Below are 12018 nucleotides of genomic sequence, written 5' to 3' on the forward strand. Positions count from 1 at the left end.
CGGAATGCCAGGGTGCGGGGGCCGCTGCCCGGATTGAGTGCCGGGTGAGCGTGCCCGCTCAGGAGTTCAGAGGTCGGGGTTCCACTCGTCTCTGAGCTGTCGCCGGTTGGAGTAGCCCAGCTTCTTCAGGAGGCGGTGCATGTGGTTCTCGACCGTCCGCACGCTCACGAACAGCCGGTGCGCCATGTCGCGGTTGCTGAGGCCGGCCTTCGCGAGGATGGCGACCTCCCGCTCCCGGTCGGAGAGGAGGTCCCCGCCGCGGTCCAGGTCGACGTGCGATCGGTGCTCGCCGATCAGCTGCGCCCGGCCGTCGTCGTCCAGCGGCTCCGCGCCGGACTCCGCGCGCAGCCGGTCGATGACGTCGACCGCCGCGGCGGCGAGCTGCGGGGCGATCAGCTCGCCCGAGCGGTCGAGGGCGGTGACGATCTGCCGCTCGTCGCCCGTCCCCATCGCCACTTTCACGTCGAACACCGCGTGGTGGAGCGGGCTGTCGATGCGGTCCATCACGGCGGAGATCTCGGCGGCCTGCTCCAGGTTCACCGTGGTCAGGTCGGTCCAGAACATGCACGCCGTCGCCAGGTGGCCGAGCGCGGCCGCGGCGGCCCCGGCCTCCCACAGCAGCTCGTCGCTGCCGGCGGGGTCGCCCTCGGCGCGCATGATCGCGGCGCGCGCGAGCTCCACGCGCGAGGGGTGCGGCGGCAGGTGGAGGGTGCCGGCCCGCTCGCCCTCGGCCAGCAGCGCCGCGGCCAGCTCCCGATCGCCGAGCTGCGCCTGGATGATCGCGCCGAGCACGAGCAGCGGCGGCTGCGGGATGGCGAAGGGGCCTCCGCTGCCGAGCCGCAGCCCCGTGCTCAGGGCACGCCAGCCGGCCTCGAACCGTCCGCGCTGGACGAGCGTCTGCGCGACGCCGAGCGCGTGGAACTGGAAGCCGAGCGGGCTCAGCTGGTCGTAGGCGTGCTCCGCGCAGCGCCGGGACCACTCCTCCGCGTCCTCCAGCCGGCCGAGCGCGAGCAGCGCCTCCGTGCGGAGGAAGTCGAGGTGGATGGAGGCGAGGGTGCCCTCCTCCAGTCCGTTGCGGGTGTCGATCCGCTCCAGCGCGTCCTCGGGGCTGCCGGCCTCCAGCAGCAGCGCGACGGCGAGGAGGGTCGACCAGGTGTGCTCGTAGTCGCTCGTGCCCGGCGCGCTCAGCCGTGCGATGAGCTCGGGGGTGAGCGGCACGGCGTCGCGGTGCAGGTTGATCGTGTCGCGCACCTTCCGCACGAAGACCGCCTTCGCGCCGAGGCGCGGGCCGAGGCCGTCCAGCCAGTGGTCGACGCTGTCGGCCTCCCCGCTCCAGATCAGCCACTGCAGCTCGAACAGCGAGAACTGGAGACGGGCGGTGACCGAGTCCCTGTCGCCGAATCGCGTCTCGGCGAAGATCCTCCCGAGCGTGTCGGCCGGGCGCCGCACGGTCAGCGTGCGGAAGTACGCGCAGGCGTTCTCGACCGTCGGGAGCTCGCTCCACAGCGCGCGTGCGGCCGCCTCCCGCACGGCCACCCGCTCCTTCACCTGTCCCGCGAACTCCGCGGACCAGCGCCAGTAGTCGTCGCTGTCGAGCCCGCTCACGACGAACGGGTCGATGGAGGTGTGCTCCCGGTCCGGCACGAAGTCGGCTCCGAAGGTGCGCTCCACGGTCTCGACCAGGCGATGGCGCCGCTCGGGCGTGAGCTGCTCGCGCAGGCCGCGGGACAGCGCGGGAGGGCTGACCCTGGCGTCGTGGCCGACCTCCGCGTAGCTCCACGAGAGGCGCCCGCGCTGGTTCAGGCTCAGCAGGATCCCGGGGTCCACGAGCCGGTCGAGCTCGCGCGGCGGCAGCGGGCCGGCCCAGGCGAGCAGCTCCAGGGCGCTCTGCTCCGCCGGGCTGAGCCGACCGGTGAGCGCATGGACGACGGAGGCGGCGGACGCCTCCTCCAGCGAGCCCACCTCCGACCAGAGCCCGTCGCGCTGCCCGATCGCGCCGGACGCGACCGCGACGTCGAGCAGGGCGGCGGCGACGCGCGGATTGCTGCCGGAGTGCGCGCTCAGCGAGACGATCAGCTCGGCGTCGGGCCGGCCGCGCAGCCGGGCGGCGACGAACCGCGACATCGCCTCGAACGACAACGGGGGCACGGCGACGTCCGCCGGCGCCCGCTCGGCCAGCAGCGCCGCGAACGGGCGCGGCGCCCCGCCGATCGCGACCGAGCAGCGTCCGACCGTGGCCACGAGCCGGGCGCCGGTGCGGTCGAGGACGGCGCGCAGCGCTGCGATGGCCGGCGCCTCCAACTCGTCGAGGTCGTCCACCAGGAGCCGGCTCCTCGGCCCGTTCAGCTCCTCGGCGAACGCGGCGACGAGCCGCTCGCCCACCGCACCGCCTCCCTCGAGCGGCACCGTCGTGGCCCCGAACGGCGCCAAGGGATCGGCGGCGGACCCGAGCCGTCCCGGCACCAGCACCGCGTCGTTCCCGCGCTTGCGAAGCGCACCGGCGAGTTGCGCGAGGCACCAGCTCTTGCCCGATCCGTCGTCGCCGACGAGGAGGACGTCCCTGCCCTGCGCGAGCAGCGTCAGCGCGGCGTCGATCGTGGATTCCGGCATGGAGCACCCCGTTTCATTCCTGCGCATGATACTCCACGGTCAGGCGTCGTGCTCTACACATCACGATCCCACCGGCCGCTCCCCCGCACGCGGGTAGAAACCGCCGTGACCTAATCGCAATGCAAGCGCTTGACGTAAACGCTTGCACAGATTTACCGGCGGGAGTACGTTGAGCCCGGGCGCACCCGCGCCTGCACCAAGAGCACCATGCTCGACACGAGCACCAAATAGCTCAACGAGGAGTGAAATGAAAGCAGCACGTCTCTCCGTGATCGCAGGAGTCGCCCTCGCCGGCCTCGCACTTGCGGGATGCACCGGCGGCGGTTCAGGAGGCAGTAGCGCGGGCGGAGACGCCGGCGCCAACCTCGACAGCAAGGGCCCCATCACCTACGTGCAGGGCAAGGACAACTCCAACGTCGTCCGCCCCCTGATCGACAAGTGGAACGCGGCACACCCCAGCGAGAAGGTCACCTTCAAGGAGCAGACCGACCAGGCCGACCAGCAGCACGACGACCTCGTGCAGCACTTCCAGGCGAAGGACCCGAACTACGACGTGGTCGATGTCGACGTCGTGTGGACGGGTGAGTTCGCTGCGAAGGGCTGGCTGCAGCCTCTCACCGGCAGCCTGAAGATGGACAACTCGAAGCTGCTCGCGCCGACGGTCAAGTCGGGCACGTACAACGGCACGCAGTACGCGGCGCCGCAGACGTCCGACGGCGGCATCCTGTACTACCGCAAGGACCTCGTCTCCACCCCGCCCAAGACGTGGGATGAGATGCTGAAGGACTGCGACGTCGCCAAGGCGAAGGGCATCGGCTGCTACGCCGGTCAGTTCGCCCAGTACGAGGGCCTGACGGTGAACGTGGCCGAGGCCATCAACACCAACGGCGGCACCATCGTCGGCGACGACGGCAAGACCGTCACCGTCGACAGCTCGCAGGCCAACGCGGGTCTGACCCGCCTGGTGGACGGCTTCAAGAACGGCCAGATCCCGGCCGAGGCCATCACCTACCAGGAGGAGCAGGGCCGCCAGGCGTTCGAGGCCGGCAAGCTGATGTTCCTGCGCAACTGGCCGTACGTCTACAACCTGGCCAAGACCGACGGATCGTCCACGGTGAAGGACACCTTCGGCATCGCACCGCTGCCGGGCATCTCGGCCGACAAGCCGGGCGTCTCCAGCCTCGGTGGCCACAACGCCGCGATCAGCGTCTACAGCAAGCACAAGGCGACCGCCTTCGAGTTCCTCAAGTTCCTGCAGAGCGAAGAGACCCAGAAGTTCTTCGTGACCCAGGGCTCGCTCGCACCGGTCCTCTCCTCGCTGTACGACGACGCCGGCCTGAACAGCCAGCTGCCCTACCTGTCCACCCTGAAGACGTCGATCGAGAACGCGGTCCCGCGTCCCGTCTCGCCGTTCTACCCGGCCATCACCAAGGCCGTTCAGGACAACGCCTACGCCGCCCTGAAGGGCGACAAGTCGGTCGACCAGGCGCTGAAGGACATGTCCGCGGCCATCAAGACCGCGAGCGCGGGCCAGTAGGTCCCACTACGGTCGCCGGGCGGCGGGGCCCCGCCCCCCCCCCGGCACCCCCCCCTACCGCCTTTCCTCCCGGAGGCTGCACATGTCAACGTCGAACGTCGTCGCCCCCTCATCCACGAAGAACAGGCCGCCTGAACAGCGCGCCGGAGTCAAGCACAACCGCCGCCAGCAGAGCCGCTGGGCCCTTTACCTCATCCTCCCCACACTGATCCTCCTGGCCATCGTCATCGGCTACCCGATCGTCAGCGCCGTGGTGATGTCCTTCCAGAAGGACGCCGGGCTCGACCCGGCGACCGGCCTGTTCGTCCAGGGCGGTTTCGCCGGCTTCCAGAACTACGCCCACTGGCTGTTCCAGCAGTGCCAGGGGCCGAACGGCACGACCGTCTCGTGCCCGCCGGGCAACCTGGGCTCCACCTTCTGGAGCGCCGTCGGGGTGACCTTCTTCTTCACGATCACGACCGTGATCCTGGAGACCGTCCTCGGCCTCTGGTTCGCGCTCATCATGAACCGGGCCTTCCGCGGCCGCGGCTTCGTCCGCGCGGCCATCCTGATCCCGTGGGCGATCCCCACCGCCGTCACCGCGAAGCTGTGGTTCTTCATCTTCTCGGTCGCCGGCGTCGCCAACGCCGTGCTCAACGCGCACATCCTCTGGACGAGCGACGAATGGGCGTCCCGGTTCGCGGTCATCATCGCGGACACCTGGAAGACGACGCCGTTCATGGCGCTGCTCATCCTGGCCGGCCTCCAGATCATCCCGGAGGACGTCTACGAGGCGGCGAAGATGGACGGCGCGAGCACCTGGCAGCGCTTCTGGCGCGTCACGATGCCGCTGCTGAAGCCGGCGCTGATGGTCGCGGTCCTGTTCCGCGTGCTCGACGCGCTCCGCATCTACGACCTGCCGCAGATCCTGACAGGCGGCGGCGGAGGCACAGGCCATGCGACGACGACGCTGTCCATCCTCGTGGTCGATCAGATCAGGCAGGGCTTCAACAGCGCTGCCGCCCTCTCCACCATCACGTTCATCCTGATCTTCCTGGTCGCGTTCATCTTCGTGCGGTTCCTCGGCACGAACGTGGTGCGAACGCAGGAGACGCAAGCGAAGGGAGCGAAGGGATGACCACCGTCGCCGGCCCCGCATCGGCCACCGCGGAGGCGAACGCCCTCCCCCGGACCCGCTCGAAGAACCGCACCAAGTCCCGCAACCGCAACCAGAACGTCCGCACCATCGTGCAGGCGCTGGTCATCGTGCTGTGGTGCCTGCTGCCGTTCTACTGGATGGTCGTGACGTCGTTCCGCGACGTCGGCTACACGAGCGACAACACGCCGTGGTTCACGCACATCACGTTCGACAACTACGTGACGGCGCTGTCGACCAACCTGGGCAACCACCTCGGCCAGGCGCTGCTGAACTCGCTGTTCATCGGCATCTGCGTCACCGTGATCTCCCTGGTCGTCGGCATCTTCGCCTCGTACGCGCTCGCCCGCCTGGAGTTCCTGGGCAAGGGCATCGTGCTCGGCATCATCCTCGCCGCGTCGATGTTCCCGGGCGTCGCGCTCATCACCCCGCTGTTCCAGCTGTTCACGAACATCGGGTGGATGGGCACCTACCAGGCGCTGATCATCCCGGAGATCTCGTTCGCGCTCCCGCTGACGGTCTACACGCTCGTCTCGTTCTTCCGCGAGATGCCGTGGGACCTGGAGGAGGCCGCACGGATCGACGGGTGCACCCAGGCGCAGGCGTTCCGCAAGATCATCCTTCCGCTGGCGGCGCCTGCCGTGTTCACGACCGCGATCCTGGCGTTCATCTCGTCCTGGAACGAGTTCCTGATCTCCAGCCAGCTCTCGAGCGACGCGACGCAGCCGGTGACGGTCGCCATCGCCTCGTTCACCGGGAGCCAGCCGCACCAGGAGCCGTACACCGCCATCATGGCGGCCGGTACGATCGTGACCGTCCCGCTCATCATCCTGGTGCTGATCTTCCAGCGCCGGATCGTCGCGGGCCTGACCGCAGGTGGAGTGAAGGGCTGAACCGATGCGCGTGACCGACCCGAAGGAGCTCGTCGACATCGGCCTCGGCTTCGTCGGCTTCTTCGGGGCGGCCTTCGCGATCATCACAGCCGTCTGCGAGCTGACCGGTCAACCCGCGCTGACGTGGGCGCTGATCTCGCTCGTGCTCGTCGTGATCTTCATCGCTCTGCTGCAGGCGCGCCACCGCATCGTGGCGGCGCGCCTGCGGGCGGAGGAGGCACGAGCGGGCCAGGACTCCTGACGGGGGGATCATGGCAGGAATCGAGGAGGTCGCGCGCGCGACAGGGGTTTCGACCGCGACGGTCTCGCGCGCGCTACGGGGGCTCCCCAACGTTTCCGACACGACGCGCGCCGCGGTGCGGCGTGCCGCCGACGAGCTCGGCTACGTCGCGTCGTCCAGCGCGTCGGGACTCGCCAGCGGGCGCACCCTCGCGCTCGGCGTGGTCGTCCCCTCGGTCAGCCGCTGGTTCTACACCCAGGTGCTGGAGGGGGTCGACGCGGAGCTGCGCTCGGCCAGCTACGACATGATCCTGTTCAACCTGGGCGGCCATCGCGGCGACCGGGAGCGGGTCTTCCACCGCAGCATCCTGCGCAAGCGCACGGACGCGCTGCTGGCGCTGTGCCTCGACTTCACGCCGGACGAGCGCGAGCAGCTGGCGTCGCTCGGCCACCCGACCATCGTGGTCGGCGGCCCGGTCAAGGGGCTGCGCAGCGTCGGGATCGACGAGAAGGCCACCGCCAAGGAGGCCACCAACCACCTGATCGGCCTCGGCCACACCGAGATCGCCCATCTCGGCGGCGAGGACGAGGAAGGCCTGAACAGCAACGTCCCGGTCGGCCGGCTGCGCGGCTTCGAGAAGGCCATGCGCTCGGCGCACCTCCCCGTGCGGCCGGAGTGGGTCATCCCCGGCGGCTTCTCCCTCCCCGAGGGACGCGCGGCGATGAACCGGCTGCTCGACCGCCCCGGCCCGCGGCCGACGGCGGTGTTCGCGGGCTCGGACGAGATGGCGATGGGCGCCATCCTCGCCGCGGGCGACCACGGGTTGCGCGTGCCGGAGGACCTCTCCGTCATCGGCATCGACAACCACGACTTCGCAGAGTGCTTCGGGCTCACCACGATGGCGCAGAGCCCGTTCGAGCAGGGCGCGGTGGCGACGCGCATCCTCCTGGACGAGCTGGGCGGCGGCGAGCCGCGCGCCGGGTCGGTGCGCTCATCCGCGCACCTGGTGGTGCGCACCTCGACCGCGCCGCCGCGCTGAGTCCTGCGAGTCCGTACACGCGCCGGGTGAATCGTTGCGGATTTGCACGAATTCGTCCGGATATGAACGATCAGCGTCCCGTGATCTGAAACAATAGGTCATGCGGCCGTTGGCCGATCGCGCCTTTCGGGTAGGCACGATCGACCGCCGACTGTCCGTCCGTACCGACGCTTCGGCGCGTACGGGAAGAGCCGCCCTGACTAGGACAGGGCGGCTCTTCGCCTTCTCTTGAACCGGTTCAGGTCAGTCCGCGTCGGCCAGGGCCAGGATCTCCGCCTCCTGCTCCCGCGTCTCCTGCGGGGCGTCGACACGCTTGAGGTGCTTGTGCCCGAGCATGACCAGGGCGGCGGCTATCAGCACCGACACGGCGCCGGCGTAGAACGGCGTGGACCGGGCGAACAGGCTCGCCAGCAGGGTGGCCGCCGGCGGGGCGATCGCGCCGCCGAGGAACCGGACGCCGGAGTACGCGCTCGACGCGACCGCGCGCGGCAGGTCGGTGGCCTCCATCACGCACTCGGTCAGCACGGTGTTCAGGACGCCGAGCAGCAGTCCGCCGACGATCACGCAGACGATCAGCGCGACCAGCGAGCCCACCAGGAGGCCGGCGGCGGCGAGGTCGAGGGCCAGCAGCGGCATGATCAGCCACAGCACGCGCGTCCGCGGCAGCCGCGCGGTGAGGAGCGGCGCCACCCAGACCGAGGTGATCGCGAGCGCGACGCCCCAGCCGAAGAAGATCAGGCCGAGCGTGATCGCATCCTTGACGCCGAGGTCGGCCAGCGCGAACGGTGTGTACGCCAGCAGCACGAAGAAGCCGATGTTGTACAACAGCGCGGCGGCGGCCAGGAAGCCGAGCGCGGGACGGCCGAGCGCGCGGAACGGGGCGGAGAGCTTCGTCGGGACGGGCTTCTCCGGGTTCTTCTTGAGCATGACCACGATCGCGATGAAGCCGATGGCCATCAGGGTGGCGGTGCCGAAGAACGGCCCGCGCCAGCTCCAGCTTCCGAGCAGGCCGCCGAGCAGCGGGCCGATGGCGATGCCGAGGCCCAGGGCGGCCTCGTAGAGGATGATCGCCGCCGACGTCCCGCCCGCCGCCGCTCCGACGATGGTCGCGAGCGCCGTGGAGATGAAGAGCGCGTTGCCGAGGCCCCAGCCGGCGCGGAAGCCGATGATCGTCCACACGTTCTGCGACAGCCCGGCGGCCAGCGCGAACACCACGATCAGCGCGAGGCCGATCAGCAGGGTGCGCTTGGCGCCGATGCGGCTGGAGATCCAGCTCGTGAAGAACATCGCCACACCCGTTATCAGCAGGTAGCTCGTGAAGAGCATCTCGGTCTGCGTCGGGGTCGCCTGCAGGCTGGCGGCGATGGCGGGGAGGATCGGGTCCACGAGGCCGATGCCCATGAAGGCGATGACCGACGCGAACGCGACGGCCCAGACGGCGGTCGGCTGCTTGAGGATGTTGTCCGGCTTCTGATGGGACATGGACGGGTGAGGCCTCCTAGGTCTGCAGAGAGTGAAGAGTGAACGGTGAGGTGAATGTCTCAGCGGCCGTCGACGGCTGCCGACGCCGCGGTGGACAGGTCGACGCGCGACGCGATGATCTCGACGGTGGCCCGCATGGCGGCCAGCTCGTCGTCGCGGAGGTCGGCGAACATCGGCACCAGGGCCTCCGCCAGCGTGTCGCGCCAGTCCTGGAGCGCGGCCGCGCCCTTCGAGGTGATCGCGATCTGCCAGGCGCGGGCGTCGTCCACATCAGCGATGCGCTTGACCCACTCCGCCTCGACCAGGTTGCGCACAAGCTTGGTCATCGTCGGCTGGGACACGCGGCTCTGGGCGGCGAGCTCGCCGAGGCGCATCGCGCCGACCGTCTGCAGCACGCTGAGCGTCCGCCAGGTCGCCGGGGACTCGGTGCTGCCGGTGACACGCGCGGCCAGCCGGGCGAGCCGGTGGCTCGCGACGACGAGGTCGCCGATGGTGGTGCGGAGCTGGGCGGTGTCGGTGATGGTCTCGGTCACGACAGCCATTTTATATAGCTAGCCTATATAAATCAAGTCGGCCCCCTCCTGGTTGAATCTCCGGATGACCTCCACCGACCCGGCCGGCGACGGCTCGTATCACAAGGGCCTCAAGCGACGGCACATCCAGATGATCGCGATCGGCGGCGCGATCGGGACCGGCCTCTTCCTCGGCGCCGGCGGCCGCCTCGCCTCCGGCGGCCCCGGTCTGCTCATCGTCTACGCGGTGTGCGGCGTGTTCGCGTACCTCATCCTCCGTGCGCTCGGCGAGCTGATCCTGCACCGCCCGGACTCCGGCTCGTTCGTCTCGTACGCCCGCGAGTTCTACGGCGAGAAGCTCGCCTTCGTGACCGGCTGGATGTACTGGATGTACTGGGGCATGATCGGCATCGTCGATGTGACGGCGGTCGCGCTCTACATGCACTTCTTCGGCAAGTACGTGCCCGTGCTCGCGGAGATCCCGCAGTGGGTGTTCGCCCTGGTCGCCCTGGCTGTCGTGCTCCTGCTCAACCTGCTGTCGGTGAAGGTGTTCGGCGAGCTGGAGTTCTGGTTCGCCCTGATCAAGGTGGTCGCGCTGGTCGCCTTCCTCGTGATCGGCATCGCCTTCGTGATCTTCGGCACCCCCGTCGACGGGCACACGCCCGGCTTCGCGCTGCTCGCGGACAACGGCGGCCTCTTCCCCAAGGGATTGCTTCCGCTCATCCTCGTGGTCCAGGGCGTCGTCTTCGCCTACGGGGCGATCGAGCTCATCGGCACGGCCGCTGGCGAGACCGAGAACCCGGAGAAGACGATGCCGCGCGCGATCAACACGATCCTGGTGCGGATCGGGCTGTTCTACGTCGGGTCCGTACTGCTGCTCTCCCTGCTCCTCCCGTACACGGCCTACAAGAAGGACGAGAGCCCGTTCGTGACGTTCTTCTCCTCCATCGGCGTCGACGGTGCGGACGCGATCATGAACCTCGTCGTGCTGACCGCCGCACTCTCCTCGCTCAACGCGGGCTTCTACTCGACCGGACGGATCGCCCGGTCGCTGGCCCTCCGCGGCGCAGCCCCTCGGTTCGCGCTGCGGATGAACCGGGCCGGCGTGCCCTACGGCGGCATCGTCATCACCGGCGTCGTCGCGCTGGTCGGCGTCGGCCTGAACCTGGTCATGCCGGGCGAGGCGTTCGAGGTCGGGATCAACCTGACCTCGATCGGGCTGCTCTGGGCCTGGGCGATCATCGTGGTCTGCCAGCTCAAACTGCAGTCCTTCGCCAAGGAGGGGCGGCTCACCCGGCCGGCGTTCCACATGCCGGGGGCGCCGTTCACGAGCTACCTGACGCTCGCCTTCCTCGCGGCGGTCGCGGTGCTGATCCTGTTCGACTGGCCGACGGGCACGCTCACGATCGGCACGGCCGTCGTCATCATCCCGCCTCTGCTCGTCGCGGGCTGGTACCTCGTGCGCGGCCGGGTGCGCGAACATGCGGCTCAGGAGGCGGCCGCGGCCTCCGAGGCGGAGTCGGCGCTGCGCTGAGCCAGCAGGAACGCCTGCCGCGACTTCTCGGGAGCCATCGGCCCGCGGACCAGCTCCGCCCGCACCGCGAAGCCGGCCTCTGCCAGCCGCTCCTTCACGCGGCCGGGCGACTGGCGACGGGTGCGCAGGTCGAGCTCGTGCCCGTACGCCTGTCGCAGGTGCACGACGTCCTCGTCGCCCTGCTCGCTCACCTGGAAGCCGAGCAGCAACCGGCCGCCCGGCCGGATCACTCGGGCGAACTCGGCGAACACGGTGTGCTGCCCCTCCTGCGGGATGTGGATGATCGAGTACCAGGCCAGCGCGCCGGCGAGCTCGCCGTCCCGGTACGGGAGGGCGGCCATCGACGCGACCTCGAACGGGATGCCGGGGTGGTCGCGCCGCGCGACCGCGATCATCCCGGGCGACAGGTCGACGCCGCGGACGTCCGCCCCGATGCCGGCGAGGAACGCGGACACCCGGCCGGGGCCGCAGCCGATGTCGGCCACCGCTCCCCCGCCGTCCGCCGCGACCTGCTCGGCGAACGCGGTCAGCATCGCCCGCTCGATCGGCAGCTTCTCGAGCTCGCCCTCCAGCAGCGCCGCGTAGTCCTCGGCCACGAGGTCGTACGCCACCCGAGCCTCGCGCTCGCTCTCGCCATCCACCCCGCCAACCTACAAGCACGAGGGGCACGTCGTTGTCACTTTTCCGCGTGGAAAGCGACAACGACGTGCCCCTCGATGGTCGGGTTACCGCAGGTACCGGTCGTACAGGAGGGTCCTGCGGTAGAGATCCGGCGGGTGGGCGCCGCTGTCGCGGTCGTCACCGTGCAGGAGCGCGGCCCCGAGTCCGCGCAGGGTGGAGGCGAACGTGCGCCAGGTATTCATCGTGGTTTCTTCTTCCGGTTGTGCGTCCTTGCACACCGATGCACGCGGGCAGGCGCGATCGGACGCTCTGGTGGGGTCGAGCGTCCGCGCTGCGGCCGGCCTTCGCGGTTAAACCACGAAGGGCGTCACCCCCGTCACGGGGGCGACGCCCTCCACAACGCGGAACACTCTGTTACAGAAGGAGTCCGCGTCG

11 protein-coding genes are annotated in these 12018 nt (G+C 69.8%); 6 read left to right on the top strand and 5 right to left on the bottom strand.

Going from position 1 to position 12018, the window contains the following annotated elements; all coding sequences use genetic code 11:
- Positions 1–66: 66 nt before the first annotated feature.
- Positions 67–2610 (bottom strand): LuxR C-terminal-related transcriptional regulator, encoded by a 2544-nt coding sequence (locus ABCS02_RS18280; protein WP_345837092.1) that lies wholly within the window; start codon positions 2608–2610, stop codon positions 67–69.
- A 247-nt stretch (positions 2611–2857) separates the two neighbouring features.
- Here ABCS02_RS18280 and ABCS02_RS18285 point away from each other — a divergent pair, with 247 nt between their 5' ends.
- From ABCS02_RS18285 to ABCS02_RS18305, 5 genes are all read left to right on the top strand, one after another.
- Complete coding sequence (locus ABCS02_RS18285) at positions 2858–4147, top strand: ABC transporter substrate-binding protein (RefSeq protein ID WP_345837093.1); 1290 nt, start codon at positions 2858–2860, stop codon at positions 4145–4147.
- An 82-nt stretch (positions 4148–4229) separates the two neighbouring features.
- Complete coding sequence (locus ABCS02_RS18290; protein ID WP_345837094.1) at positions 4230–5264, top strand: sugar ABC transporter permease; 1035 nt, start codon at positions 4230–4232, stop codon at positions 5262–5264.
- A complete protein-coding gene (locus ABCS02_RS18295) occupies positions 5261–6175 on the top strand; it encodes a carbohydrate ABC transporter permease (RefSeq protein WP_345837095.1) in 915 nt (304 codons plus the stop codon). Before ABCS02_RS18290 ends, ABCS02_RS18295 begins: the two co-directional genes overlap by 4 nt.
- A gap of 4 nt (positions 6176–6179) precedes the next feature.
- Positions 6180–6416 (top strand): hypothetical protein, encoded by a 237-nt coding sequence (locus ABCS02_RS18300; protein WP_345837096.1) that lies wholly within the window; start codon positions 6180–6182, stop codon positions 6414–6416.
- A 10-nt stretch (positions 6417–6426) separates the two neighbouring features.
- A complete protein-coding gene (locus tag ABCS02_RS18305) occupies positions 6427–7434 on the top strand; it encodes a LacI family DNA-binding transcriptional regulator (RefSeq protein WP_345837097.1) in 1008 nt (335 codons plus the stop codon).
- A 243-nt stretch (positions 7435–7677) separates the two neighbouring features.
- On the opposite strand, the gene ABCS02_RS18310 is transcribed toward ABCS02_RS18305, so the two are convergent.
- Both ABCS02_RS18310 and ABCS02_RS18315 read right to left on the bottom strand, forming a co-directional pair.
- Complete coding sequence (locus tag ABCS02_RS18310) at positions 7678–8916, bottom strand: MFS transporter (protein ID WP_345837098.1); 1239 nt, start codon at positions 8914–8916, stop codon at positions 7678–7680.
- A 59-nt stretch (positions 8917–8975) separates the two neighbouring features.
- Positions 8976–9449 (bottom strand): MarR family transcriptional regulator, encoded by a 474-nt coding sequence (locus ABCS02_RS18315; RefSeq protein WP_345837099.1) that lies wholly within the window; start codon positions 9447–9449, stop codon positions 8976–8978.
- Positions 9450–9513: 64 nt separating this feature from the next.
- Here ABCS02_RS18315 and ABCS02_RS18320 point away from each other — a divergent pair, with 64 nt between their 5' ends.
- Positions 9514–10962, top strand: coding sequence for an amino acid permease (locus ABCS02_RS18320; RefSeq protein ID WP_345837100.1), 1449 nt, complete (start codon positions 9514–9516; stop codon positions 10960–10962).
- Here the strand turns inward: ABCS02_RS18320 and ABCS02_RS18325 are convergent.
- Both ABCS02_RS18325 and ABCS02_RS18330 read right to left on the bottom strand, forming a co-directional pair.
- Positions 10917–11603, bottom strand: coding sequence for a methyltransferase domain-containing protein (locus ABCS02_RS18325; RefSeq protein WP_345837101.1), 687 nt, complete (start codon positions 11601–11603; stop codon positions 10917–10919). The genes ABCS02_RS18320 and ABCS02_RS18325 overlap by 46 nt on opposite strands.
- A gap of 84 nt (positions 11604–11687) precedes the next feature.
- A complete protein-coding gene (locus ABCS02_RS18330; RefSeq protein WP_179607953.1) occupies positions 11688–11825 on the bottom strand; it encodes a hypothetical protein in 138 nt (45 codons plus the stop codon).
- Between the last annotated feature and the right edge of the window lie 193 nt (positions 11826–12018).

Source organism: Microbacterium sp. X-17 (assembly GCF_039615055.1).